This is a genomic window from Nocardia sp. (genome assembly GCF_025465275.1).
Classification (GTDB): domain Bacteria; phylum Actinomycetota; class Actinomycetes; order Mycobacteriales; family Mycobacteriaceae; genus Nocardia.
Genome location: NZ_JAODNK010000202.1, coordinates 36377 through 62642 on the forward strand (window position 1 = coordinate 36377; position 26266 = coordinate 62642).

The 26266-nt window shown below is 66.3% G+C and carries 23 protein-coding genes; 18 read left to right on the top strand and 5 right to left on the bottom strand.

What is annotated here, in order from left to right:
- The first annotated feature begins 27 nt into the window (after positions 1-27).
- The 4 genes from JWN03_RS41140 to holA all read left to right on the top strand — a co-directional run bounded on the left by JWN03_RS41140 (position 28) and on the right by holA (position 4979).
- A complete protein-coding gene (locus JWN03_RS41140; RefSeq protein ID WP_297627467.1) occupies positions 28-870 on the top strand; it encodes a DegV family protein in 843 nt (280 codons plus the stop codon).
- A 150-nt stretch (positions 871-1020) separates the two neighbouring features.
- Positions 1021-2166 (top strand): ComEA family DNA-binding protein, encoded by a 1146-nt coding sequence (locus JWN03_RS41145; protein WP_297627468.1) that lies wholly within the window; start codon positions 1021-1023, stop codon positions 2164-2166.
- A 445-nt stretch (positions 2167-2611) separates the two neighbouring features.
- Positions 2612-3940, top strand: coding sequence for a ComEC/Rec2 family competence protein (locus tag JWN03_RS41150; RefSeq protein WP_297627469.1), 1329 nt, complete (start codon positions 2612-2614; stop codon positions 3938-3940).
- 67 nt (positions 3941-4007) lie between these two features.
- Positions 4008-4979: a DNA polymerase III subunit delta gene (gene holA / locus JWN03_RS41155; protein ID WP_297627470.1), complete on the top strand. Its 972-nt coding sequence runs from the start codon at positions 4008-4010 to the stop codon at positions 4977-4979.
- On the opposite strand, the gene JWN03_RS41160 is transcribed toward holA, so the two are convergent.
- Positions 4976-5731, bottom strand: coding sequence for an LGFP repeat-containing protein (locus JWN03_RS41160; RefSeq protein ID WP_297627472.1), 756 nt, complete (start codon positions 5729-5731; stop codon positions 4976-4978). The genes holA and JWN03_RS41160 overlap by 4 nt on opposite strands.
- A gap of 355 nt (positions 5732-6086) precedes the next feature.
- Entirely contained in the window at positions 6087-6350 is a 264-nt protein-coding gene (gene rpsT / locus JWN03_RS41165) for a 30S ribosomal protein S20 (RefSeq protein ID WP_297627475.1), read from the bottom strand.
- A gap of 206 nt (positions 6351-6556) precedes the next feature.
- On the opposite strand from rpsT, the gene JWN03_RS41170 reads away from it, so the two are divergent.
- The 4 genes from JWN03_RS41170 to JWN03_RS41185 all read left to right on the top strand — a co-directional run bounded on the left by JWN03_RS41170 (position 6557) and on the right by JWN03_RS41185 (position 10892).
- A complete protein-coding gene (locus JWN03_RS41170; RefSeq protein ID WP_441343158.1) occupies positions 6557-8194 on the top strand; it encodes a circularly permuted type 2 ATP-grasp protein in 1638 nt (545 codons plus the stop codon).
- A 47-nt stretch (positions 8195-8241) separates the two neighbouring features.
- Positions 8242-9210: an alpha-E domain-containing protein gene (locus JWN03_RS41175; protein WP_297627478.1), complete on the top strand. Its 969-nt coding sequence runs from the start codon at positions 8242-8244 to the stop codon at positions 9208-9210.
- On the top strand, positions 9207-10049 hold the full coding sequence (locus tag JWN03_RS41180; protein WP_297627480.1) for a transglutaminase family protein: 843 nt from the start codon (positions 9207-9209) through the stop codon (positions 10047-10049). Before JWN03_RS41175 ends, JWN03_RS41180 begins: the two co-directional genes overlap by 4 nt.
- Before the next feature lie 63 nt (positions 10050-10112).
- Complete coding sequence (locus JWN03_RS41185) at positions 10113-10892, top strand: aquaporin (RefSeq protein ID WP_297627482.1); 780 nt, start codon at positions 10113-10115, stop codon at positions 10890-10892.
- 52 nt (positions 10893-10944) lie between these two features.
- Here the strand turns inward: JWN03_RS41185 and JWN03_RS41190 are convergent, their stop codons facing one another.
- Positions 10945-11523 (bottom strand): type II toxin-antitoxin system PemK/MazF family toxin, encoded by a 579-nt coding sequence (locus tag JWN03_RS41190; RefSeq protein ID WP_297627485.1) that lies wholly within the window; start codon positions 11521-11523, stop codon positions 10945-10947.
- A 156-nt stretch (positions 11524-11679) separates the two neighbouring features.
- Between JWN03_RS41190 and lepA the strand changes: the two genes are divergently transcribed.
- From lepA to JWN03_RS41205, 3 genes are all read left to right on the top strand, one after another.
- Complete coding sequence (lepA, locus tag JWN03_RS41195) at positions 11680-13533, top strand: translation elongation factor 4 (protein WP_297627488.1); 1854 nt, start codon at positions 11680-11682, stop codon at positions 13531-13533.
- A 383-nt stretch (positions 13534-13916) separates the two neighbouring features.
- Positions 13917-16187: a hypothetical protein gene (locus tag JWN03_RS41200; protein WP_297627491.1), complete on the top strand. Its 2271-nt coding sequence runs from the start codon at positions 13917-13919 to the stop codon at positions 16185-16187.
- A gap of 23 nt (positions 16188-16210) precedes the next feature.
- Positions 16211-17998 (top strand): hypothetical protein, encoded by a 1788-nt coding sequence (locus JWN03_RS41205; protein ID WP_297627494.1) that lies wholly within the window; start codon positions 16211-16213, stop codon positions 17996-17998.
- Between the two features lie 166 nt (positions 17999-18164).
- Here JWN03_RS41205 and JWN03_RS41210 read toward each other — a convergent pair whose 3' ends face one another.
- A complete protein-coding gene (locus tag JWN03_RS41210) occupies positions 18165-20216 on the bottom strand; it encodes a glycoside hydrolase family 15 protein (protein ID WP_441343160.1) in 2052 nt (683 codons plus the stop codon).
- Positions 20217-20282: 66 nt separating this feature from the next.
- Between JWN03_RS41210 and JWN03_RS41215 the strand changes: the two genes are divergently transcribed.
- Together JWN03_RS41215 and JWN03_RS41220 are read left to right on the top strand one after the other, a co-directional pair.
- Positions 20283-20519: a hypothetical protein gene (locus tag JWN03_RS41215; RefSeq protein WP_297627499.1), complete on the top strand. Its 237-nt coding sequence runs from the start codon at positions 20283-20285 to the stop codon at positions 20517-20519.
- 167 nt (positions 20520-20686) lie between these two features.
- Positions 20687-20944: a hypothetical protein gene (locus tag JWN03_RS41220; RefSeq protein ID WP_297627502.1), complete on the top strand. Its 258-nt coding sequence runs from the start codon at positions 20687-20689 to the stop codon at positions 20942-20944.
- 47 nt (positions 20945-20991) lie between these two features.
- Here the strand turns inward: JWN03_RS41220 and JWN03_RS41225 are convergent, their stop codons facing one another.
- Positions 20992-22047 (bottom strand): M48 family metallopeptidase, encoded by a 1056-nt coding sequence (locus tag JWN03_RS41225; protein WP_297627505.1) that lies wholly within the window; start codon positions 22045-22047, stop codon positions 20992-20994.
- 83 nt (positions 22048-22130) lie between these two features.
- On the opposite strand from JWN03_RS41225, the gene JWN03_RS45685 reads away from it, so the two are divergent.
- From JWN03_RS45685 to JWN03_RS41245, 5 genes are all read left to right on the top strand, one after another.
- Positions 22131-22220 (top strand): Ms4533A family Cys-rich leader peptide, encoded by a 90-nt coding sequence (locus JWN03_RS45685; protein WP_327144567.1) that lies wholly within the window; start codon positions 22131-22133, stop codon positions 22218-22220.
- Positions 22221-22407: 187 nt separating this feature from the next.
- Positions 22408-23454, top strand: a complete 1047-nt coding sequence (locus tag JWN03_RS41230; RefSeq protein ID WP_297627508.1) for a sulfate ABC transporter substrate-binding protein — start codon at positions 22408-22410, stop codon at positions 23452-23454.
- Between the two features lie 125 nt (positions 23455-23579).
- On the top strand, positions 23580-24374 hold the full coding sequence (gene cysT / locus JWN03_RS41235) for a sulfate ABC transporter permease subunit CysT (RefSeq protein ID WP_297627594.1): 795 nt from the start codon (positions 23580-23582) through the stop codon (positions 24372-24374).
- The gene (cysW, locus tag JWN03_RS41240; protein WP_297627510.1) at positions 24371-25180 is read left to right on the top strand and encodes a sulfate ABC transporter permease subunit CysW; all 810 of its coding nucleotides are present in this window, start codon (positions 24371-24373) and stop codon (positions 25178-25180) included. The genes cysT and cysW overlap by 4 nt, the downstream gene beginning before the upstream one ends.
- Positions 25177-26214: a sulfate/molybdate ABC transporter ATP-binding protein gene (locus JWN03_RS41245; RefSeq protein WP_297627513.1), complete on the top strand. Its 1038-nt coding sequence runs from the start codon at positions 25177-25179 to the stop codon at positions 26212-26214. The genes cysW and JWN03_RS41245 overlap by 4 nt, the downstream gene beginning before the upstream one ends.
- Positions 26215-26266 lie beyond the last annotated feature (52 nt).

The following is a 26266-nucleotide window of genomic DNA, read 5'->3' on the forward strand; positions in this document are numbered from 1 at the left end:
GTTGTGCGCGAGGGGGTCTGCTAGCCGATGGCAGTGGTGGTTGTCACCGACTCTTCGGCCAGTCTGCCCGCCGGCCTCGTCGCTGAACTGGGTGTGCTCGCGGTGCCGCTGCACGTGCTCGTCGACGACCGGGAGATCCGGGAGGGTATCGACGATTGCGATATCGACTACGGATCCTCCACGGTCACCACCTCCGGTGCTTCGCCCGGTGATCTGAAGGCCGTGTATGAGCGGGCGTGGGAGCTGAGCGAAGGCGATGGTGTTGTCGCCGTGCATATTTCGCGGCAGCTCTCGGGTACGTGGGAGGCGGGCCGGCAGGCGATTCGCGATATGGATGCCGGGGATCGGGTTCGGCTGGTCGACTCGCTGAGCGCGGGTCTGGGCACCGGGCTGCCGGTGCTGGCCGCTGCGCGCCGCGCTCGCGGTGGTGCGGTTCTCGATGTTGTCTATGACGCCGCGGTGGCCGCTGCCGCTCGTGGGCGCGCCTTCATCGTGGTCAATCGGACCGAACAGCTTCGTCGCGGTGGTCGCCTGAGTACTGCTGCGGCTTTCTTCGGCACGGAACTGGTCACCAAGCCGATTCTGCAGATCGTCGAAGGCCGGCTGGAGCTGCGGGAGAAGGCGCGGACTCGTTCCAAGGCCTTTGCCAAACTCATTGCCGCAGTGGTGGATGCGGCCGGTGAGGACGGTGCCGCGGTCGCGGTTCAGCACCTCGGTGCCGAGGAGTCGGCCAACACCATCGCGGCGCAACTCCGCGATCTCATTCCTGGTATTCGCGAACTCATCGTCGCCGAATTCGGTCCGACTCTCGGAGTGCATCTCGGCATGGGTGCGGTGGGGGCGCTTGTCGTTCCCGGCGGCTGCGGCTGATCATCTGACATTGCAGGTCAGCGCGATCTGCTGTCGTGGAATGCCCGGGCGGAATCTGGCTGTTCACAACCACTTTCGTTATCCACAGGCTCGGCGAAAGCCCAGGTCGGCGTGGTGGGCTGAACCTGCTCCGGTCATAGCGTGGGCCTCATGCCACGAACCGACGAACGTACCCAGGTCCGCCGCCGTCTCGGCGGCCTGTCCGAACCGTCCGGCGCCGCCCCGGAATTCAGCCCGGACTCGGCGCATCCGCCCCGCTGGGATGCGGAATCGCTCGATCCGCCGAGCCCGCAGCCAGCCTCGACGGGTTGTCGCGCGGACGGGTTCGAGCACGATGCCGCCGACAGTGAGCCGGAGCCGCCGGCTGGATCGTCCACTCCCGCTTGGCTGACCGAGCCGTGCGGCAGTGTGTCGCTGTGGCACGAGCGGCTGGTGCCGGAACGCTTCCGGGGGACCAGATGGGATCCGGGCCCGCGCGGAGTGCTGATTCTGGCTGCCGTCGCGGCGCTCGTGGTCGTGTTGACCGCATTGATGTCATTTCAGGAAAGGCCGGTGACACAGGCGGTTCCGCCGATTGCGGTGGCCGGGGAGAGCGCGGGCGCGGAGCCGGAGCCCACCTCAGGTGAAGCTGTGGCAAATCCGGTGCTGGGGGCCGCGCCGAAAAGCTCTGCGCCCAATAGCCCTGCGCCCAGCAGTGTCGCGCCGACCGGAAGGCCGAATTCACCGGGTGCGGCACCGATTCCGGAGGCGTCCGCCGGTACTAAAGGGCCTTCCAGCGCCTCGCCGACTGACAGCAACGGACATTCGGCATCGTCCGGCGAGCTCATTGTCAGCGTCGTGGGTCTGGTCGAACACGGTGGTCTGCGCCGCTTCCCCTCCGGAGCCCGCATCGCCGACGCTATTCGAGCCGCCGCGCCCCGGCCCGAAGCCGACCTGTCCGGCCTCAATCTCGCTCAACAGCTCTGTGACGGTGACCAACTCATCATCGGCCGAAACGGTCCGCGTCCAAGTCCGCAACAGGTAGGCAGCACGGTAGTCAACTCCGTCGGAACCTCACCCGCCACTGACGCAGCCCCCGGATCACCCCGCCCATCCGGTCCCGCACCGAAGGTAAACCTCAACACCGCCACCGAAAACCAGCTCGACACCCTCCCCGGCGTAGGCCCCATCACCGCCCGAGCCATCCTCACCTGGCGCACCACCCACGGCCGCTTCACCTCCATCGACCAACTCGCCGAAATAGAAGGCATAGGCCCCTCCCGCCTCGCCCGCCTCCGCGCCGTGGTGACCATATGACCGCCTGGCCTGCGCACACACGGAGACCGCGACCGCCGGCACGCCACCTTCGGCCCAGCCGCAGGCGATCGCACCTCTCGACCGGTCGTCGGCTGCCAGCTTGTCGATGGACTGTCGGTTCGCGGTCGCATCGTTCTCAACCGGGAGGTGGGCGGGCGGCATCGCCTTCTGCTCGGTGCTGCGCTGTAGTGGGGGTCTCACGGTGACGGTGGCTGGTGGGAGCGGCTCGGGGGAGGACCGGGGGCCGGTGGAGGTGCCGGAGGAGTTGGATGCGCGGTTGGTTCCTTCGACGGTGTGTTGTTGGGGCGCAACGATTGTTGCTGTGGTCGTGGGGTGGCGGGCCGGGGTGGTGTTGGCCGTGGGATGTGGGGTGGTGGCGGTTGGGTTGTGGGGGTTGGTGGTTCGGCGGGCTGCGGGTGGGCGGAGTGCGCGGGGGGTGTGGGTGGTGCTGGCTGCGGTTGTTGTCGGGGCGGGGTTCGCGGCGGCGGGGGCTTGGCAGGAGTACGTGGTGGCGGGGCACCCGTTGCACGAGGTGGCGAATGGGCGACGGGTGTGGGTGCGGGCGGTGGCTTCGGATGACCCGAAGGCGCTGGCGGAGAAGCGGTTCGGCGGGAAGAAGGTGATGGTGCGGGCCGAGTTGGTGGAGTTTCGGGATGGTGGGGAAGTGGTTCGGGGTGGGGGAGCGGTGGTGGTGATGGCTCCGGAGGCGGGGTGGCGGGGATTGTTGCCGGGGCAGGAGGTGGAATTTCGGGCCCGGGTGAGTCGGGCGTGGCGGTCGGATCTGACGGTGGCGGTGCTGCGGGCGGATGGGCCGCCGGCGGCGGTGGGGGAGTCGCCGTGGTGGCAGCGGGTGGCGGGGCGGGTGCGCGGTCACTTCGCCGATGCCGCACAGCGGGGTCTGCCGGACGATGCGGCGGGACTGCTGCCGGGGTTGGTCATCGGCGACACCTCGCGGCTGACCGAACGGGTGCAGGAGAACTTCGAGGAAACCGATCTGGCGCATCTGACGGCGGTCAGCGGGGCGAACATCACGATTCTGCTTGGGGCCGTGCTGGTTTCGATGCGAGCGCTGACCGTCGATCCGCGCATGGGTGCGGTGATCGCGGGGCTCGCGCTGGTGATGTTCGTGATTCTGGCGCGCCCTTCGCCGAGCGTGCTGCGGGCGGCGGTTATGGGTGCGGTGGCGCTGCTCGCCCTGTGCACGGGGCGCCGGAAGCAGGCGCTGCCCGCGCTGTGCACGGCGATCATCGGATTGATCGCATGGTCGCCGGCGCTGGCGGTGGATGCCGGGTTCACGCTGTCGGTGCTGGCCACCGCCGGGCTCATCGTGCTGGCGCCCGGATGGTCGGATTGGCTTCGGGCACATGGATGGTGGCGAATTCCAGCCGATGGTCTCGCCGTCGCGGCGGCGGCGTTCGTGGTCACCACACCGGTCGTCATCGCCATGACCGGGCACCTCAGCCTGGTCGCCATTGTGGTGAATGTATTGGTGGAACCGGTCATTGCGCCGATCACCGTTCTCGGAGCGCTGGGCGCCGTACTGGCCTGCCTCTGGTCGCCACCGGCGGTATTCGTACTGCACTGCACCTCGCCGCCACTGTGGTGGCTGCTCACCGTCGCCGATCGGGCGGCCGCGCTCGGCGCCTCGGTCGCGCTGCCCACCGGAATCCGCTCCGGCCTGATCGCCGCGGTGCTGTGCGGCTTGCTGATCACGGCGCTACGCCCACGCCCGCGCGGCGAGGCGATCGAGTCCGATCCGGCGGGCCGGACGTGATCGGGCGGTGACTCGGAGCGCAGTGGCGGGTGCCGGGGTTGTCGGGGCGGGCTCGTAGGATCGGTGCGTGAGCCAACGACCCGCACCACTGCATCTTGTGCTCGGCGATGAGGAACTGCTGATCGAGCGGGCGGTGTCGACGATTGCCGCGCAGGCGCGGGCCGCCTCCGACAATCCGGATTCGATGCCGGTAGACCGGCTGCGGGCCGGCGATGCCAGCACTCCGGAACTTGCTGAGCTGCTGAGCCCGTCGCTGTTCGCCGAGGAGCGGGTGATCGTGCTGGAGTCGGCCGCCGAGGCCGGTAAGGACGCGGTGGCGGTAATCCTGGACGCCGCCTCCTCGCCCCCGGAAGGTGCGGTGCTGGTGGTGGTGCACACCGGCGGCGGGCGCGCCAAGGCCATGGTTCCCGCGCTGCAGAAGCTGGGCGCGGTGGTGCATCAGGCCGCCAAGATGACCAAGGCGAGCGAGCGAGTCGAGTTCGTGCGCAATGAATTCCGCGCGGCGAACGTGCGGGTCTCACCCGACGTCGTGCAGGCGATCATCGAGTCGGTCGGCTCCGAACTGCGCGAATTGGCCGCCGCCACTTCCCAGTTGGCGGCCGACACCGGCGGCAAGATCGATGTCGCCGCCGTGCACCGCTACTACTCCGGCAAAGCCGAGGTCACCGGCTTCGACGTGGCCGACCTCGCCGTCTCCGGCGACCGACCCGCCGCCATGGAGGCCCTGCGCTGGGCCACCGACCGCGGCGTCCCCGCGGTCCTGCTGGCAGACGCCCTCGCCGACTCGGTGCACACCATCGCCCGCGTCGGCTCCGCCGGCCGCGGTGACCCGTTCAAACTCGCCGGCGATCTCGGCATGCCGCCCTGGAAGGTCAAGAAGGCGCAGGCTCAAGCCCGCGGCTGGACCGGCGTCACCATCGGCGCGGCCCTGCAGATCGTCGCGGGCCTGAACGCCGACGTCAAGGGTGGCGCAGCCGATACCAACTACGCCCTCGAACACGCCCTCGCCCGCATCCTCGACCTCCGAGAATCGGCTTAGCTGGTCGGCGACCAGGTGATTTTTCCTCCGGTGAAGTCCTGAGCCTTGCCGCCCTGGTAATCGTATTCGTCACCGGTCGGCAAGCCGTAGCGGCCGTTCTCGGCGCCGTTCCGGACCCACTCGTCACGAATGGCGCCCCAGATGATGTGGGTGCCACCCTTTTGCGACGCGTAGATGGCGCCGCCTTCGAAGAGCATGTAGCGGGCATTGCCCTTGTTGGTCGTGGCCTCATCGGAGATGGGGAAACCCAGCGGGCTGTTCTCCCAGCCGACGGCCGCGTACTTGTCGCGAACGACGCCGTTGATCAGGTGCGTGCCGGACCCGATCGACCAGTAGATGGAGCCGCCCTGGAAGTGCTGGAAGCGGCCGGGCTTACCGGTTGCGCCCTCATCGACGGTCGGATACTTCAGCACCCCGGACTCGGAGCCCAGGTCGCGCCACTTGTCGCGGATCGCGCCACCGACGGCATGCGCGTCGGTCGCGGGTGTCCAGTAGATCGAGATGCTGTTGGTGAAGTCCTGCTTCTTACCACCGACCGCGGCATCGGTCTCCGGACTCGTCGGATCGCCGAACATGCCCGGCCCCCCGGCCTGGTCGTACTCGACCTCGATCGCCCCGCCCACATCGAACGGCCCGATCGGCCGCGCGGCGGCCGTACCGCTCATACCGACAGCGGCAACCCCGAGCCCGGTCGTCAGCGCGACCGCGACTGCTCCGGCGGCCACAGCGCCACGGCTCCAGGACGATTTCATGCGACGTACCGATGACAAGAGAACTCCCAACGCAGGTGGTATCGAATGCCCCCGACAGTCGCAGCCATCCTCCCGGGAACCGTCCCCCTCGGCAAGTTCTCATCCAGAAATGTGCGCAACAACTGATTTCGTACGGTCGGAGTAACTCACCGGGTACGTCCAAAATCGTCTCGGCACCCAACCGCCGGCACGCGTGCACAACGTCCGACGGCACCCGGGCTGTGCGCTAAAGGTTCGGAGAGGCGGGCCGCGCTATAACAAAAACCGCCGTGGTCATCAACGCCACGGCGGCTGTTCGAAGCATATTTGCCCGATATGTATACCGGGGTTGTCAGCTGACCTTGGTGAAGCTGGATCAGCCGAGCTTGTTGACGGCGAGCGACAGCGCCGACTTCTTGTTGGCGGCCTGGTTGGCGTGGATGACGCCCTTCGAGGCGGCCTTGTCCAGGCTCTTGCTCGCCGACTGCAGCAGCTCGATCGCCTTGTCCTTCTCGCCCGCAGCAGCGGCCTCGCGGAACTTGCGGATCGAGGTACGCAGCGCGGACTTGACCGACTGGTTGCGCTGACGCGCAACCTCGTTGGTACGGATCCGCTTCATCTGGGACTTGATGTTGGCCACGCGTGTTTCCTCGTGTTCCTTCGTTTGGTGGTTTATGCGGGAAGCAAAGTCTCCGGGCGCACTACGCAGACGTAGCGCAGCACCGACGAACGAGGTTACCAGGCAACGACTCGGGCATGAAATCGGCCCCGTTCGCAATGGGGCTGATGCGAGAAATTTACCCCGGTCCAACTGCGTGTTGCTCCTGCGTGATGGACCATTTTGGCATGACCCCCGCTGCAGCCGCACGATCGGCAGCGGCCGCTCACAATTCGAACGGCCGTGTCGAGACCGACGATGCGGCGGTGGGTGTCTTCGCGGGATACCGACCAGGCCGCTATGCCCAGGCTTATGACGAAATGTTCGATCCCACCGGGCGGGCGCGCGCTCCCTACAAAGGCATCTACGCCGCCCTGGCCACCATCGATGCGGCGGATCTGGCGGCGAGGGCCGAGGCGCTGGCCCGCGCCTTCGTGGACCAGGGCATCACCTTCTCGCTGTCCGGTCAGGAGCGGCCGTTCCCGCTCGACCTGGTGCCACGAGTAATAGCCGCCACCGAATGGACCAAACTCGAACGCGGCATCAAACAGCGCGTGCGGGCGCTCGAGGCGTTCCTGGCCGATGTGTACGGGGAACAGACCATCCTGCGCGACCAGGTCATCCCCAAACGGCTCGTCACCTCGTGCGCGCATTTCCACCGCGAGGCCACCGGCCTGGTGCCGCCCAACGGTGTGCGCATTCACGTCGCCGGCATCGATGTGATCCGCGACGAGCACGGCGATTTCCGGGTGCTGGAAGACAATCTGCGCTCCCCGTCCGGTGTGTCGTATGTGATGGAGAACCGCCGCACCATGGCGCGCGTGTTCCCCGACCTGTTCGCCTCGCACCGGGTGCGGGCCGTCGGCGACTATCCGAGCCATCTACTGCGCGCCCTGCGCGCGGCCGCCGCGCCCAATGAAGCCGATCCGACCGTGGTGGTGCTCACCCCCGGCGTCTACAACTCCGCCTATTTCGAACATTCGCTGCTGGCCCGCCAGATGGGCGTCGAATTGGTCGAGGGCCGCGACCTGTTCTGCCGCGACAGCAGCGTCTATATGCGCACCACGGCGGGGGAGCGGCAGGTGGATGTCATCTACCGCCGCATCGACGACACCTTCCTCGATCCCATGCAGTTCCGGCCTGATTCGATGCTTGGCGTCGCCGGTGTACTGAATGCGGCGCGCGCGGGCACGGTGGTGCTGGCCAATGCGGTCGGCAACGGCGTCGGCGACGACAAACTCGTCTATACCTATGTGCCCGCGTTCATCGAGTACTACCTGGGCGAGAAACCGATTCTGCCCAATGTGGATTCGTACCGCTGCTGGGAACCGGACGAGCGCGACGAGGTGCTCGACCGGGTCGCCGAACTGGTGGTGAAACCGGTGGAGGGCTCCGGCGGTTACGGCATTGTCATCGGCCCCGACGCCAGTCAGAAGGAATTGGATACCGTGCGCCGCAAGGTGCGCGCCGATCCGCGCGGCTGGATCGCCCAGCCGGTGGTCCAATTGTCCACGGTGCCAAGCAAAATCGGTGGCCGACTAGCACCCAGGCATGTGGATCTGCGACCCTTCGCGGTCAATGACGGCGACGATATCTGGGTATTGCCGGGCGGTTTGACCCGTGTCGCACTACCCGATGGTTCCCTGGTGGTGAATTCCAGCCAGGGCGGCGGCAGCAAAGACACCTGGGTGCTGGCCCCGAGAACCTCTGTGGAAGAACGCGAACTGGCCGGCACGCAGCTGGTCAGCGAACAGCACATCTCGCGCGATCGTGAGCAGTCGCGAGAACCCTCGCCCACTCGGGCAAATCAACAACAACAGCAATAGCAACGGCGCTGCTGGGTAGGTGAAGTAATACGTTAGGCGGTCGAATTATGTTGGCGCGCAATGCCGAATCTCTCTTCTGGATCGGTCGTTACGTCGAACGCGCCGAGTATACGGCGCGCATCCTGGATGTCGCGGTGCATCAATTGCTCGAGGAGGCGACGGTCGATCCGGATCGAACATCCCGGGTGCTGTTGCGGGTACTCGGGATCGAAACTCCCGAAGAGGAACTCGATGTGTGGTCGGTGACCGAGCTGGTCGCCTTCGGCCGGGAGCATGACGGCTCCATTGTCGATTCCGTCAGCCGGGCCCGCGAGAATGCCCGGGGTGCAAGAGAAGTCGCCTCGACCGAAATGTGGGAATGTCTCAATTCCACCTATAACGGCCTGGCCGCGGCTGAACGAGCCGCGCGGGCGCTCGGCCCGCATGAGTTCTGCCACTACATCACCGATCGTGCCGCCATGTTCGCCGGACTCTCCGATTCGACGCTGAGCCGCGACGACGGCTACCGCTTCCTACTGCTGGGCCGCTCCATCGAACGCGTCGATATGACTGTGCGCCTGCTGCTTTCGCGTGCCGGAGATCGCACTTCCTCTCCCGCCTGGGTGACCGTGCTGCGGTCTGCCGGTGCGCACGATCCGTATCTGCGTACCCAACGCGGCGTGCTCGACGCCAACCAAATCGCCGAATTCATCCTGCTGGACCGGCTTTTCCCGCGTTCGGTATTCCATTCCCTGCGGGTCGCCGAAACCTGTCTGCAGGAACTGGATCAGCGTCCCAACAGTCGATTCGCGGCCCGGCAGGAGGCGCATCGACTACTCGGCCGCGCCCGCAGCGAACTGGAGTTCCTCCCGGCCGCTGTACTGCTCGAGGACCTGCAGGGCCGCCTGCTCTGGTTGCAGGAGACCTGCCGGGAAGTCGGGGAAGCGGTGGCGCAGCAGTACTTTCACGCCGAAACCTGGGTGGCCTGGACCGGTCTGCACGGCCGCAATGGCGTACTGGTGGAGGAGACGATATGAGCTGGCGCATGCGAGTGGTGCACACCACCGGTTACGTGTACGACGCGCCGGTCTCCCGCTCGTTCAACGAGGCGCGGCTCACCCCGCGCGCGGACAGTCGGCAGAACGTCATCCTGAACCGGGTAGAGACCGTGCCCTCGACCCGTTCCTTCCGCTATGTCGACTACTGGGGCACCGCGGTGACCGCCTTCGATCTGCACGCTCCGCACAGCGAATTGGAGATCACCAGCGCCTCCGTGGTCGAGACCGAGCCGTTCGCGGGCCCCGCCGAGGAGCTGTCCTGGGAGGAGCTGCGCGGTGACGATATCGTCGACCGATTCGACGAATTGCTCTCGCCCACAGAGTATGTCCCACGCGAGCGCCGGTTGTCGCCGATAGCGCGGCAGCTCGCGCGCGGGGTTCCGCCCGCCAAAGCCGTTGTGCGAGCGGCGGAATGGGTGCATCGGGAAATGCACTACCTGGCCGGGAGCACCTCCGTGCACACCTCGGCCGTGCAGGCCTTCGCCGAAAGGCAGGGGGTGTGTCAGGACTACGCGCACCTGACCCTGCTGCTGTTGCGGACCATGGGAATTCCCAGCCGATACGTCTCCGGCTATTTCCATCCCGATCCCGCGGCCGAAGTGGGGAATACCGTCGCCGGGCAGATGCACGCCTGGGTGGAGGCCTGGACGGGGCAGTGGTGGGGCTACGACCCGACCAACAATATCCCCGTCACGGAGCAACACGTATCAGTCGGTGTCGGGCGTGATTACGCGGATGTGCCGCCCCTGAAAGGTATCTTCAGCGGGAGTGGCTCGACCGATCTCGAGGTGATAGTGGAGATCACTCGGCTCGCATAGTGCGTGAATCAGCAGAACACAGGTGCTCTCCCGCAATCGGCGGGTCTATCGGGAAGGTGGCTGATGTCTCCCACAGCGCAGGAAGTCAGAGAAGAACGGGTCGAACATCATCCGGTACCGCTGGGCAGGAAGCTGTTCGCCGAGACGCTCGGTACCTTCGTGCTGGTCCTCGGCGGTGTGGGCACCGCGGTGCTCGCCGGGGAACGAGTGGGTGCGCTGGGTGTGGCGCTGGCCTTCGGCTTCACACTGATGTTTCTGGTGTACGCCATCGGACCGATCTCCGGCTGTCACGTGAATCCGGCAGTGACGGTGGGGCAATTGCTGCTGGGCCGGCTTTCGGCAGTGGCGGCGGGCGCCTACATGCTGGCGCAGGTCGTCGGCGGCCTGCTGGGCGGCGCGGTCGTATACGCGATTGCGAAGAACCTGCCCTCGTATGACCGTGCCGCGAACGGCCTCGGCGCCAATGGCTGGGGTGCGCACAGCCCTTCGAAGGTGGAGCTCGCAGGCGTCACCACCAACGGGTACGGGCTGGCGGCCGCCATCACGGTCGAAGTGCTGCTGACCGCGCTGCTGGTGTTTGTGGTGCTGGCCTCCACCGATCAGCTCTCGGATGTCCCGCAGGCGGGTGTGTCGATCGGCATCACCCTCGCGGTCATCCACCTGATTTCGATCCCGGTGGACAACACCTCGGTGAACCCGGCGCGCAGCCTCGCGGTCGCCTTCTTCCAGGACGGGGCTCCGGCTCAGCTGTGGGTATTTATTGTCTTCCCGCTCGTGGGCGGTGTGCTCGGCGCACTCGTTTACGGCCTGATGTACGGCCGCTCACGGAATATGGCCAGCTGACGCCTCTTTCGCGATTCCCGTGCCCCGTTCCCTGCGGAACGGGGCACGCGTTTCAGTGCCAGTGGTATTCGGCGCACAGGCGGTGTGCGACCAGGTCGAAGATCTTGCGCGGCACGATGGCTCCCTCCCGGCGGATGCCGCCCTCGGGCACATCGAGCACCCGATCGAGGCGCACCCAGCTCGGCCGGCCCGCATGGTCCCAGGCGCCGGGGCCGATGCCGACCCAATTGTGGTGGTGCTCGTGCTCCTCGTTGGAGGAGAGCATGAGCCCGAGCAGCGTGTCGCGCTCGCGGCCCACGACCAGCACCGGCCGGTCCTTGCCATTGCTGGGGTCTTCCTCGTAGGGCACCCAGGTCCAGACGATTTCGCCCGGATCGGCGCGACCGTCCAATTGCGGGCTGTAGACGATCAGCCGCGCGCGTTCCCCTGACGGCACCCCTGCGGAGGACGTCGGCCGCACCGAGACCGGTGGCGCGGGCCGCGGCGCCACCGCGCGCAGGGCTCGGCCCCACACCGAGGAGTTCTGCATCCGCTCGATCAATTTGGGCGCCTGCTTCTTGACGAGATGCGAGCTTTGCTCTTTTGCCACGATTCCCAACTGCTTCCCCAGAGCGTTCCACCTGCCGGCCATCTCGGCAGCCTAGTGGCGGATGTCCGGTTTCTCATCCGGGCCGGATTCGCCTGCGCCGAGCCGCGGTTCACCGCCCGGGTGCTCCACTGGCGAGACCGGTCCTGCGCGCACCGTAGACTTCGGGGTTGACATGCCGCTGTTTCGCCATGCCGAGGAGTGACTCCGATTAGCAGTTTCGCCGATACGACGTTCACCGATCCCGCCCGGATCAGGAACTTCTGCATCATCGCGCACATCGACCACGGGAAATCGACCCTGGCCGACCGCATGCTGCAGCTCACCGGGGTGGTCGATCCGCGGCAGATGCGCGCCCAGTATCTGGACCGGATGGATATCGAGCGGGAACGCGGTATCACCATCAAGGCCCAGAACGTGCGCCTGCCGTGGGAGGTCGATGGTCAGGAGTACGTCCTGCACCTCATCGACACGCCTGGTCACGTGGACTTCACCTACGAGGTGTCGCGTGCGCTGGAGGCCTGTGAGGGTGCGATTCTGCTGGTCGACGCCGCACAGGGCATCGAGGCGCAGACGCTCGCCAATCTGTATCTGGCCATGGACAAGGACCTCACGGTCATCCCGGTGCTGAACAAGATCGACCTGCCTGCCGCGGACCCGGATCGCTATGCCGCCGAGATCGCGCACATCGTCGGTTGCGATCCCGATGACGTGCTGCGCGTCTCCGGTAAGACCGGTGTCGGCGTGGCCGAGCTGCTGAACAAGGTCATCGCGGAGATTCCGGCGCCGGTCGGCAAGGACGACGCGCCCGCTCGCGCCCTGATTTTCGACTCGGTCTACGACACCTACCGCGGTGTCATCACGTATGTGCGTGTGGTGGACGGCAGGCTGACCCCGCGCCAGAAGATCAAGATGATGTCCACCGGCGCCACCCACGAGCTGCTGGAGATCGGCATCGTCTCGCCCGAGCCGAAGCCCACCGTGGGCCTGGGCGTCGGCGAGGTCGGTTATCTCATCACCGGCGTGAAAGATGTGCGTCAGTCCAAGGTCGGTGACACCGTCACGACCATGCGTGACGGCGCCGCCGAAGCGCTCACCGGTTACCGCGAACCGCGGCCGATGGTCTACTCGGGCCTGTACCCGATGGACGGCTCCGACTACCCGGACCTGCGTGATGCCCTGGACAAGTTGCAGCTCAACGATGCCGCGCTCACCTATGAGCCGGAAACCTCTGTGGCGCTTGGCTTCGGCTTCCGCTGCGGCTTCCTCGGACTGCTGCACATGGAGATCACCCGGGAGCGCCTGGAGCGCGAATTCAACCTCGAATTGATCTCCACCGCGCCGAATGTGATCTATCGGGTGGTGATGGAGGACGGCTCCGAACAGGTTGTCACCAACCCCTCGTACTGGCCCGAAGGTAAGGTCCGCCAGATTTTCGAGCCGATCACCAAATGCACTGTCATCGCGCCCAGCGAATTCATCGGCACGATCATGGAGTTGTGCCAGAACCGTCGCGGTGAGCTGCTCGGCATGGACTACCTCTCCGAGACCCGCGTCGAAATGCGGTACACGCTGCCGATGGCGGAGATCATCTTCGACTTCTTCGACTCACTGAAGTCGCGCACACGCGGCTATGCGTCCCTCGATTACGAGGAGGTCGGCGAGCAGGCGGCCGATCTGGTCAAGGTCGACATCCTGCTGCAGGGTGAGGCGGTAGACGCGTTCTCTGCCATCATGCACAGGGACTCTTCCCAGGCGTACGGCCACAAGATGACCGGCAAGCTGCGCGAGCTCATTCCGCGTCAGCAGTTCGAGGTGCCGATCCAGGCGGCCATCGGCTCGAAGGTCATCTCCCGCGAGAACATTCGCGCCATCCGCAAGGACGTGCTCGCCAAGTGCTACGGCGGTGACATCAGCCGTAAGCGCAAGCTGCTGGAGAAGCAGAAGGAAGGCAAGAAGCGGATGAAGACCATCGGCCGCGTCGAGGTCCCGCAGGAAGCCTTCGTGGCGGCGCTGTCCACCGATTCGCCGTCGGACAGCAAGAGCAAGAAGTAGTTCGGACGCTCCAGTTCTCGTGCCCCGCTGCCCTATCGGCAGCGGGGCACAGTGCTCTCCCCCGCCTCCCCGAACCTTCAGCGCACAGCAGAGAGCCGTGGACCGGTCGTGGACGCGTGCCGGCGGTCGAGTGCCAACCCCGATTTTGGACGTACCCGACGAGTTACCCGGCCCGCACGAAATCAGTAGTCCGGCCCGATACACACAAAATCTGGGGCTTCCGTCCTGATATGCCGGATGACAAGCTATGTGTCGCACCGCTGTGCACACCGCCTCTTACCTGGTGGATGTGACAGACCGGTTATACGGAAATAGGGTGTGAAACGAGTTGAGAGCGGCGGTCCGCCAGTTGCGGACCGCCGATCCTTGAGAGTGGAGCTTGTATGACGCGTGACCTGCCCTTCGACGACGCACCAGGTGTGGGCGGCGATGACGCGGGCGACACCGCGTATCGGATTGCCGACGGGGTCGCGCGTGTGGCGAGGGCGGGCGCATATGTCACGGGCGGAGCTCTCATCGCATCGGCGGGCACGCGCGGGGGTGGCCCCACCCCGGCGATCGATCACGACAGCCGCAATGTGGGCTGGTCGCAGGTCGATGATCCGCAGCCGAATGTGCCCAGCCCGACTCTCACCTTCCCGGATCTGACCCTCGATCGAATGCCGCCCGTACACGGCGGCTACGGCGGCATCGCGCCGGTCGCGGCTCCGGAGCAGCAGTTCGGCACCGACGCCGGGTTGCTGCCGACGCACTTCGACGCCAGCTCCCTGCCGGATCCGACCATGGCGGGCTTCCACGGTATGGGCCTGCCCGATACGGACCTGCCGGCCAGCTTCGCGCTGCCGTCCACCCACGATTACCAGCCGCAGTCCGGTTTCGAGCTACCCACCGACGGACAATCCCCGGGCCTGCCGTTCGGGACCCAACCCGGTGTGCCCCTCGATGATCAGCAGTTCCAGATTCCGGGCGGCTTCCACCTACCGGACTTCGACGGACTGCACCTACCCGGGCTGAGTGGTGACGCCACGCACGGTTTCGACGGACTGCACCTACCCGGGACGCCCGGCGGCGGTTTCGGCCAGCCCGGCGGTGGCTTCGGTCCGCACGGTAGTGGCGAAGGCTTCGGACACGATAGCGGCGAAGGCTTCGGAGAGGGTTCGCACGGCGGCATTTTCGACGGTATCGGCAATGGGCCCGTTGGCGTGTACGTCAGCACCGACTGGGCCGTCAATATGCACCTCGGACTCGACGGTGTGCAGTTCGAATCGGATCTGAAGGTAGATGTCGCGGTCGGCAATGTCGGCCACCAGCTCGATCAGTTCACGCAGGATATGGGACAGGGGATTTCGCATATCCCCGCCGGTCTGCCGGGTACGCCCGTCGACCCGAACAACCCGTTCACCTCCGCCGCAGGGCTGACCGGCAGCCCGAACTCGGCCACGAATCCCGCAGGCCAGCAGGCTAATTCGCAGGCCGTTGCCGGAGCGGGGCCGACGAGTGGACTGCCCGGTTCTCCGGTCGGCACTGCCGGTTCTCCCGGCCTGGGCGCTGCCGGTTCTCCCGGCGTCGGCGCTGCCGGTGCTCCCGGAGTCGGCGCTGTCGGCGCTCCCACCGCCGCTCCTGCATACAGCGCCCCGAGCGCTCCCGCTTTCGCCCCCGCGGTGCCGGCCCCGGCGGCTCCGATGCCCGCCGCGGTCGCCCCGATGGCCATCGCCCCGATCGTGCCCGTCGCGCCCGCGCCCGCCTTCACACTCCCGGTGGCCGTCGCGCAGCCGGTGGTCACCACACCGCTGCAGACCACGATTCAGCCGGATGCCGCGACGCATCCGATCGCGAATCTCCTGACCACGCCCGGCCAGTCGCCCTTGACCGCCTCCGCGGCGAATGCCCCGGGGCTGTTCAACCATGCCGGTCCGGTGCTGCTCGCCTCGGGTGTGCACGGTGACTCCGAGCATCCGGTGAGCGTGATCGCTCAGCCGGTGCCGCTGACCTCCGCACCCGGTGGGTCGGTGCCGCAGATCAGCGTGCCCGTGAAGCCGGTGCCGGTGCTCACCACGGCGCCCACGATCCCGTCGATCACCAAGCTGCCTGCGATCGATCCGGTGACCAAGGTGCCGGTGATCACCACGGTTCCTACCGTGCCGACGACGTCGAACCCGCCGGTGACCGTCGCCCCGGTCACTCCGGACCCGGACTCGGACACCACTACTCGGCCGCACAATCCGTCCGGCGACAACGACACGCACGGCGATGTTCCGCCGGTGACCGTGCCGAGCGATACCGATTCGGCGCCGACGCATCAGCCGCCGGTCACCCATCCGTCGCAGCCGACCGTGCCGACCACGCAGCCGGATCTGCCGACACACGGTGGCCAGCCCAGTATTTCGGTGGATCCGCCGGTGCCGGTCATGCCTGGTGCGGTGCAGCCGCCGACCACCCAGCCGCATGTGCCGGATGTACCCCACCCGGCGAAACCCGCTGGAGATCCGATCGATTCGAGTCTGCACGTGATGCCGATCGCGGATGATTCCGCGCTGCACTCGGTCTTCCTGATGCATGACGGTGGGCTCACGACCGGGCTCATGCCGACCGATACCTCCTTCGCCGACACCCACTACCAGGTACACGGCCCGTTCGATCACGCGCTGCTGTGAGCGGCGCCGAACACCTTGTCGTAGTGAAGAATCCGGATGCGATGGGCCCGCTGCTCGGGCTGCTCGACGAGCTGCTGGAGCCCATCCACGCCGCAGGTCGCGCTGATCTCGCCGGCCGTCTCGGGATCGCGCGCGCCCGGCTCTCCGATCCCCGGGTGCGCCTGGTTGTGGTGGGTGAGTCCAAGAGCGGGATGAGCACGCTCGTCAACAGCTTGATCGGGACGACGGTCAGCGCCACCGAGAATGCCGTCAGCGTGCCGGTGATCGCCGAGTACGGGCCGCAGTCCACCGCCACGCTGGTGCGGGTGGGGCCGGGCGGCAGTGCCGAACGTCTGCCTGTGGAACCGTCGACCGCGGTGTCGGCAATGGATGCCGAAGGCGTGATCCGGGCCGAATTCACCGAGCCCAGCCCGCTGCTGGCGGAGGGTTTTGTGGTGCTGGACGCGCCCGGCTCGCCCGCCGACACCCCGGCTACGTGGTCGCTGCTCGCGGTCGCGGATGCGGTGCTCTACGTCGCGGACGCGGCCAATCCGTTCACCAGTGGGCAGATCGGGCAGCTGCAGCGCATTCAGCAGGTGTGCCCGACGGTGGTCTGCGTGCTCAACAAGATCGATCAGTCGCCGCAGTGGCCGGAGGTGCAGCAGCACGATCGGCGGCTGCTGGATGCGGCCGGACTGGCCTTCGCCGTCGCGCCCGCGTCGGCGCGACTGCACGAGCAGGCCGTCGCTACGGGTGATCAGCAGCTGGATCTGGAATCCGGTGTGCCGCAACTACTCGACCATCTGCGCAGCTATGTGCTCGGCAATGCCGACGGGGTGGCCGCCGAGGCGGCGGTGCGCGATATCGGGCTGATTACCGACCATCTGGCGCTGGCCCTGCGGACCGAGGCCGAGACGCTGCGCGATCCGCGCCGCTACGGCGTCATCACCGAGCAGTTGCGGCGCACCCGCGAGGAGGCCGAGCAGCTGCGGCAGCGCAGCGCCAACTGGCAGGTCACCCTCGCCGACGGTGCGGGTGAGCTGATGGCCGATACCGAACACGATCTGCGGCACCGCCTGCGCAGCCTGATTCGTGATGCCGAGGCCGACATCATGAAGCGCGATCCGGTGCGGCGCTGGCACGATTTCGGCGCCGATCTCGATGCCAAGATCTGTGAGGCGGTGGAGGAGAACTTCGTCATCGCGCACTACCGCTCGGTCGAGCTGGCCGAGCAGGTGGCCGCGAAGTTCCCGGACCGCGGTATTCCGACACCTGAACTGCGCCTGGACAATCCGGGTGAGGTGGGTGCGGTATTGGAGCCGGTGACCTCGCTCGACAGGCTGGACAGTGCGAAATCGGCGGTGGCGCAAACGGCGCTGAATACGCTGCGCGGGTCCTACGGCGGCATTCTGATGGTCGGCCTGGCCACCAGCCTGCTGGGCATGTCCCTGGTCAACTGGTATTCGGCCGGTGCGGGTGTGCTGCTCGGCGTGAACGCCCTGTGGGACGACCGCAAGAACCGCCGCCAGCGCCGTCAGTCGGAGGCCAAGGTCGCCGTATCCCGTCTCATGGACGATGTGATCTTCCAGGTGAGCAAGGAATCCCGCTATCGCCTGCGGGCCGTGCAGCGCAATCTCCGCGACCATTTCACCGATATCGCCAATGAGACACTGCGTTCGGTGGATGCCTCGTTGCGCGCCGCCGAGGAGGCCGCCGCCGTGCACTCCGGCCAGCGCCGCGAGCAGCGTCTCACCGAAATCGAAGCCGCCCTCGTCCGCCTGCGCGATCTTCGCGAACGTGCCGATGCCCGCGGCGGCAATTCCACGTACTGATCGCCTGCCCCGGTCATTCCGGCATGCTTTTGGCCGGAACCCACTGGGCGGTGGTAGATCCCGGCCAAAAGCGCGCCGGGATGACGGGGTACGCAGGCCGCGACGGCCAGAGCTACCCCAGCTCTTAGTGGTGGGTTAGCTCTGAAATCCGTTGCAGGAGAATTGTTTACCGCCCGGGGTGGGCCGGGTGGAACTGGCCGGAGCTGTGTGATTCCTCGGCACGGATCACGTGCATGACCGCATTGATCAGAGCCAGGTGGGTGAAGGCCTGTGGGAAGTTGCCGAGGTGCCGGCCGGTCCGGGTGTCGATCTCCTCGGCGTAGAGCTTGAGCGGACTGGCGTAGCCGAGTAGGCGTTGGCAGAGTTGCTGTGCGCGTTGCAGTTCGCCGATTTCGACGAGCGCCGATACCAGCCAGAACGAGCAGATGGTGAAGGAGCCCTCCGCGCCGATGAGACCGTCGTCGGTGGTCTCGGTGCGATAGCGCAGGACGAGACCGTTCTCGGTGAGCCGGTCGGCAATGGCGAGCACGGTGGCGCGCACCCGGTGGTCGTCGGGCGGCAGGAAGCGCAGCAGCGGCACCAGAAGCAATGAGGCGTCCAGGCTTTCGCTGCCATAGGTCTGGGTGAACACGCCTTCGGCATTGACGCCGTTGTCGAGGATGTCCTGGCGGATCTCGTCGGCGATATCGTGCCACTTCTTGGCGTAGTCGTATTCGCTGTGCAGTTCGGCCAGTTTCGCGCCGCGATCCAGCGCGACCCAGCACATCACCTTGGACGAGGTGAAATGCTGTGGCTCGCCGCGTACCTCCCAGATGCCGCGATCGGGATTGCGCCAGTTCTCGATGGCCGCCTGCACCTGGCGTTCCAGCATGGGCCACAGCGTCTCCGGCACCTGCTGACGCGACTTCACATGCAGGTAAACGGAATCCAGAATCGTGCCCCAGATATCGTGCTGGTCCTGGTTGTATGCGCCGTTGCCGATGCGCACCGGTTGCGCACCGTCATAGCCGGACAGGTGCGGGAGTTCGGTCTCGGTGATCTCGCGTTCCCCGCCGATGCCGTAAAGCACCTGCAGCGGAAGAGCTCTGCCGTTCCCGTCGGTGGCGACATCGTGCAGGAAGGCGAAGAAGTCGTCGGCCTCCCGATCCAGCCCGAGGGTGTACAGGCCCCACAGTGCGAAGCTGGAGTCACGCACCCAGGTGTAGCGGTAGTCCCAATTGCGTTCCCCCCCAGGTGTTTCCGGGAACGAGGTGGTGGCCGCGGCCAGCAGCGCGCCGGTCGGCGCGTAGGTGAGCCCCTTCAGGGTGAGCGCACTGCGCTGCAGGTATCCGCGCCACGGATGATCGGGGAAGCGCCCCAGGGTGATCCACTGTCGCCACGCCTCCGTGGTCTGCCACATCTTGTCCGCGGCGGCCTCGAATGTCTTGGGGGGCGGCAGATCCGACCAGGACAGTGCCACGAATACCTGATCGCCCTCCCGCATGCGGGTGCGGGCCCGAGCCTCCCGGCCCTCCAGCCCGAGGCGCAGATCGGTGGTGATGGTCAGCGTCGGGCAGCTCTCGATATCGCAGGTGGCCGAGGCCTGTTCGTACACATCACCGCTGTACTCCCAATTGGCCGCCTGCTGGTGGTAGTCGAAGGCCGGTTCGCAGCTCATCTCCAGTTCGACGACCCCGTTCACGCACCGCACCGTGCGCAGCAGCATGTGCTCGGCATCCCAATCCATCGGGGTGCGCTTGTGGCTGCGGCTGCGCGACCGATTGTTGTGCCAGGGCCCCATGACCAGCGCATCGCGCACGATGATCCAGCCGGTCTCGGTCTGCCAGGTGGTCTCGACGATCAGCCCGCCGGGCAGATACCGCCGTGCGGCGGGCACATTGCGGCCGTAGGGGCCGATGCGGAAGTGCCCGGCGCTGCGATCGAGTGCGGCGCCGAAAATGCTGGGGGAGTCGGGGCGCGGTATGCACATCCACTCCACCGACCCGTTGCGGGCGATGAGGCAGTTGGTTTCGCAGTCGGAGAGGAATGCGTAATCGTCGATCGGCGGGAAGTTCGAGTAGTGCGCCTCGCCGATGGCGGCCGGAACATAGCCATCCGAAAGCTGGGCGTCGGGCCGGTCGAGCGCATCCCGGGGCGGGCCGAGCGTCTCGGACTCGATATCGCTCGCACCGCTACTCAGCGGGCGGGCATATGACTCCGGTTCGTCATAGGACTCCATAGTCACCATCTTCTGTCCTGTCGGCCCGAATCGTCCACCCTCAGGCTTTCGGCCTAGGGTGGTGTCGTGCATGCGATTGCAGGATGGTGGGACGGCGTCGAACTATGGGTGGCCGGCCTGCCCTTCGTTCCCCAGTTCGCCGTGGTGCTGGCCGCCATGGTGCCGGTTTGTTTCGCCATCGCCTACCTGCTGGATCGAGTGCTGCGTGTCGGGCTGCGTGCGCTGGGCCGTGATCGAGTTGTCGCCCAGGAGGCTGCGGCGCCTGCCGCGCAGCCGCGTCGTACGCGTAAGGAAGCCGCCTGATGCCTCGTTCCCGTGTTCAGCTCGCCCTGATCGCGCTGCTCGTTCTCGTCGTCATCGCCTGGCTCTTCACGCGCTGAGTCCGCTGCGCGCGGAGTTCTCTCGCTATTAATCGGGCGAATCGGACTTCAATCCCTCACTGTCGGATGCTGCGCGTACGCTGCTGCACCATGTCAACCGATGAAGGCTTGGAACTGGTGACGTTGCTGTCCGAAGAGGATTTCGAGGAGGACGAGCCACGTCTGATCGCGACTCACTACACGGGCCCCGAAGAGGCGCTCGAAATGGTGAAGGCGGCGCAGCTGCTGGGCCTGGGCGTCCGGCTCAGCAACCGCATCCGCCCCGACGAGGATGATGCCGAGAGTGCCACGGAGGAGTGGGTTCTCGACATCCTGGAGAACCCGCCCGTCGTCGAAGGCGACGAATAACCGATCAGTACCGACGGCGAGTAGCTACTCGGGCCGCATGCCGGTAGCTATTCGTCGTCCCGCTCACGCCATTCGCTGAACCGCTTGCCGAGCTTGGACACGGTCTCACCGACCTCCTGTCCGACCGTGCCCACCGCGGATCCGACATCGCGGCCGAGATTGCGCACCGTGCGAATGAGCGGGTCTTCCGACTGATCGAAGTTCTGCCGGTAGGCGCGCGCCGCTTCCTTCACCTGATCGCTGATGCGGGCGTTCTTGTCCTGCTCCCGCAGCGGGTAGCGGCCGTCCAGAATCCGGTCGTACTCACCGCTGGCGATCCACCGCCGCAGTTCGGCCGCCCGCAGCACCGAGAACGGGTGCGACTGCAATTCCAGATTCAGCAGTTTCAGTACGCCGTCGCGCAGATCACCCGCGCGGTCGTAGGCGTCGGCCTGCTCCAGGAATGCCGCATGGCTCATCTCGTCCACGCGGGAGCCACCGGCGAGCTTCATATGCACCCGCACCGACGCGTCCACGTCCTGCCCGCACAGCAGCCCGGCGCGGTCGCCGGACAGCTCGGATTTGCGGCTCCATTCCATCAGTGCCGCGACAATGGCGCGTAAAGCCCAGCCGCCCAACGGAACCCAGCCGACGCCCGCGGCCAGTCGCATGAGATGCATGAGCATGGTCCGGTACACCGCATGTCCGGACAGGGCGTGCCCGAGCTCGTGCCCGACCACGAAGCGCAGCTCCTCGGGATCGAGCAGATCCAGCAATCCGGTGGTCAGGACGATGAAGGGCCGGTCCATGCCGATGGTGAAGGCGTTCACCTCCGGGTCCTGCAGTACGAACATCTCGGGCGTGGTGGGCGCGTCCAGGATGCGCACGGCGTCCTCGCGCAGCTGGTGCACGTTCTTGAACTGCCGTTCGTCCACCCGTACCGCGGTCGCCAGATACATCAGCCGATACTGACGTTCGGCGAGCAGTCCGGAGAGTGCGCGCAGCAGTGTGTCGAAGCCGGACAGCGAGCGCAGTGTCACCAGCGCGGTGCGGTCGGCGGGATGTTCCCAGGTGCGGGTCGATATGCCGGGAAAGGTCCGGCGGACCCGATCTGGAGCAGTCATTGATTCCCCCGTGGGTATGTTCACAGTGATAGGCGGCCCGTTCCGTTTCCTGTGAGCCGTGCCGCCCTGCTACAGTCTGCCCCGTGTCGTCGAGTGTTGTGCCCCAGGTCCGCCATGAATTGGCGTTGATCGCTGTGGGCTGCCTCGCGGTCGCGGACATCCTCTGTCGTTGATTGCTGACCGGGCACTACTGCACGTCTGAAGTAGACTGGCGCGCGTTCCTTTTCGCAGTCGTGTCCGATTCCCGACGGCCTTCGGGCTGTAGCGCCACCGTCGCCTTTTCCCTGCGACGGGTCTACGGCAGTACCTTCCTTCACTCGCCCCCAGGTCCCCGGGGGGTTTTTCGAAAGGTCCACCCCGATGTCCAGCAGCTCCAGGCTCTCTCGTCGATCTATCGTCGCAGTCGCATTGACCGCGGTCGCCGCCACCGTTCTCACGGCCTGCGGTGGCGGCTCGAGCGACTCCACCGACAAGGGCGCGGTTGCCGACGGCAGTGGCGGCACCCTGAACCTCTACGCCTACTCGGTCCCGAAGCCCGGTTTCGACAATGAGATTCCGGCCTTCAACAAGACCGATGCCGGTAAGGGCGTGAAGTTCCAGCAGTCCTACGGCGCCTCGGGCGATCAGTCCCGCAAGGTGAAGGACGGCGCCGAGGCCGATATCGTCAATTTCTCCGTCGAGCCCGACATCACCCGCCTGGTGGATGCCGGGCTGGTCGACGCGAGCTGGAATGCGGACGCCAACAAGGGAATTCCGTTCGGCTCGGTCGTTGTCATCGCGACCCGCAAGGGCAACCCCAAGGGCATCAAGGACTGGGACGACCTGCTGAAGCCGGGCGTCGAGGTCGTGACCCCGAACCCGTTCTCCTCGGGTTCGGCCAAGTGGAACCTGCTGGCCCCGTACGCCGCCAAGAGCGACGGCGGCAAGAACCCGCAGGCCGGTCTGGACTACCTGTCGCAGCTGATCACCAAGGATCACGTGAAGGTGCAGCCGAAGTCGGGCCGCGAAGCCACCGAGACCTTCCTGCAGGGCACCGGTGACGTGCTGCTGAGCTATGAGAGCGAAGCCCTCTTCTCCGAGCGCAACGGCGATCCGATCGAGCACTTCATCCCGCCGACCACTTTCAAGATCGAGAACCCGGTCGCGGTGACCAAGAACAGCAAGAACCCGGCCAAGGCCGTGGCGTTCCACGACTTCATGTTCACCGCGGACGGCCAGAAGGCGTTCGCCGCGGCCGGCCTGCGTCCGGTCGATCCGAAGGTGGCCGCCGACTTCGCCAAGGACTTCCCGACCCCGCAGAAGTTGTGGACCATCGCGGACCTGGGTGGCTGGAAGGCTGTGGACAAGGATCTGTTCACACCCAACACCGGCAGCGTCGCGGTTATCTACGACAAGGCCACCAAGTAGCCGGGTGACCTGGAACACAAGCGATACTCGATAGCGTGAGTGACAGCAGCACGGGCGCCGGGACCACCTCGGGTCCCGGCGTTTCGGCAGACAAGCAACCCAAACCGGCCCGGTCCTGGCTTCGGGTGACCGGGTCCGTGGGCCCGTTCGGCATCGCCACGGCGGCGCTGTGGCTCAGCATTATCGTGCTGCTGCCGTTGGCGGCGCTGACGTACAACTCCTTCGGTGACGGCTGGTCCGGATTCTGGAATGCGGTGAGCGCGCCCGCCGCCGTCGATTCGCTGCGGGTGACCATTTTCGTATCGGTCATCGTCGCGGTCATCAATGTCTTCATGGGCACCCTCATCGCCTGGGTGCTGGTGCGGGACGAGTTCCCCGGCAAGTCGATCGTCAATGCGCTCATCGACCTGCCGTTCGCGCTGCCCACCATCGTGGCCAGCATTGTGCTGCTGGCGCTGTACGGGCCCGAGAGTCCGATCGATATCCATCTCAATGCCACCCAGCCGGGTCTGATCGTGGCACTGGCCTTCGTCACGCTGCCGTTCGTGGTGCGTTCGGTGCAGCCGGTGCTCATGGAGGTCGATCGGGAGGTGGAGCAGGCGGCCGCGTCACTGGGCGCGGATAACTGGACCACCTTCCGCAGCATCGTGCTCCCGACGCTGGCGCCGGCCATCATCAGCGGTGGCGGGCTGGCTTTCGCCCGTGCCATCGGCGAGTACGGGTCGGTGGTGTTGATCGGCGGCAATATTCCGCGCGAGACGCAGATGACCTCGCAGTACATCCAGCAGCAGATCGAGGTGGATCGACCGGTGAACGCGGCGGCGGTTTCGGTTGCGCTGCTGCTGATTTCGTTCGCGACGCTGCTGGTGCTGCGATTCGTCGCCGACCGGTCCGCCCGGAAAGAGCAGGAGTCGCGATGAAACTTGCTCCCTGGACTCGGATTTCGCTGCGTACAGTGGCGCTGGTCTATTTGGCCGTGCTGCTGATTCTGCCGCTGGGCATCATCCTGTGGCGCACCTTCGGTCGCGGCGTCGGCGAGTTCATCACCTCGATCAGCACGCCCGCCGCGGTGTCGGCGTTCAATCTGTCGATTCTCATCGTGGCGATCGTGGTGCCGCTGAACGTGGTGTTCGGCGTGCTGACCGCGCTCGCGCTGGTGCGCGGAAAGTTCCCCGGCCGCAACCTGATTCAGGGTTTGGTCGATCTGCCGTTCGCGGTTTCCCCGGTGGTGGTCGGCGTTTCGCTGATCATGCTGTGGGGTGTGAACGGCTGGTTCGGCGGGCTCGAAAACCACGGTCTGAAGGTGATTTTCAATCTGCCGGGCATGGTGCTGGCCACCATCTTCGTGACGCTGCCGTTCGTGGTGCGCGAAGTGGAGCCGGTGCTGCACGAGATCGGCGACGATCAGGAGCAGGCCGCCGCCACGCTGGGCGCCTCGCGCTGGCAGACCTTCTGGCGGATCACGCTGCCCGCTATCCGGTGGGGTCTCACCTACGGCATCGTGCTGACCGTGGCGCGTGCGCTCGGTGAATTCGGTGCGGTCATCATGGTTTCCACGGCGCTGCCCGGTAAATCGCAGACGCTGACCCTCCTGGTGGAGGGCCGCTACACCAATGATCACAACACTTTCGGCGCGTATTGCGCGGCGACCCTGCTCATGGGTATCGCCCTCGTTGTCCTTCTGTTCATGACACTCCTCGAACGCAAGCGGGGCACAGCCAAATGATCACCGTGACCAATGCCAACAAGCGCTACGGCACCTTCGCCGCGCTCGACGACGTCACCCTGGACATTCCGTCCGGCGAATTGACCGCGCTGCTGGGTCCGTCCGGATCGGGTAAGTCGACGCTGCTGCGCTCGATCGCCGGTCTGGAATCGCTCGACGGCGGCATCGTCACCATTGCCGGAAAAGATGTGACCAGGGTGTCGCCGCAGAAGCGCGATATCGGGTTCGTGTTCCAGCATTACGCCGCGTTCAAGCACATGACCGTGCGTGACAACGTCGCCTTCGGGCTGAAGATTCGTAAGCGGCCGAAGCCGGAGATCAAGAAGAAGGTCGATGATCTTCTGGAGATCGTCGGACTGGACGGGTTCCAGCACCGCTATCCCACACAGCTTTCCGGTGGTCAGCGGCAGCGCATGGCGCTGGCTCGCGCGCTGGCGGTGGACCCGCAGGTGCTGCTGCTGGACGAGCCGTTCGGTGCGCTCGATGCGAAGGTGCGCGCGGATCTGCGGACCTGGCTGCGCCGGCTGCACGAAGAGGTACACGTCACCACCGTGCTGGTCACCCATGACCAGGAGGAGGCGCTGGATGTGGCGGACCGGATCGCGGTGATGAACAAGGGGCGGATCGAGCAGGTCGGCACGCCGGAAGACGTATACGACCGGCCCGCAAACGATTTCGTCATGTCGTTCCTGGGTGCGGTGGCGAAGCTCAATGGGCATCTGGTGCGGCCGCACGACATTCGCGTGGGTCGCGATCCCAGCATGGCGCTGGCCGCGCACGAAGGTACCGCGTCCTCCGCCGGTGTCACTCGGGCCACGGTCGAGCGGATTGTCCACCTGGGCTTCGAGGTTCGGGTGGAACTGCGTAATGCTGCCACCGGCGACCTGTTCACCGCCCAGGTGACCCGAGGCGATGCTGAGGCGCTGCACCTCGCCGAGGGTGAAACCGTCTACGCCCGCGCGACTCGAATCCCGGAACTGCCGGTCGCCCGTATTCCGGAAGTCACGGACGCTCCGGAGCTTCCGGTCGCGTAGGCGCCGACACGCCGGTACCGGGGGGGTGCGAAGCTTTCGCATTGCTTTCCCT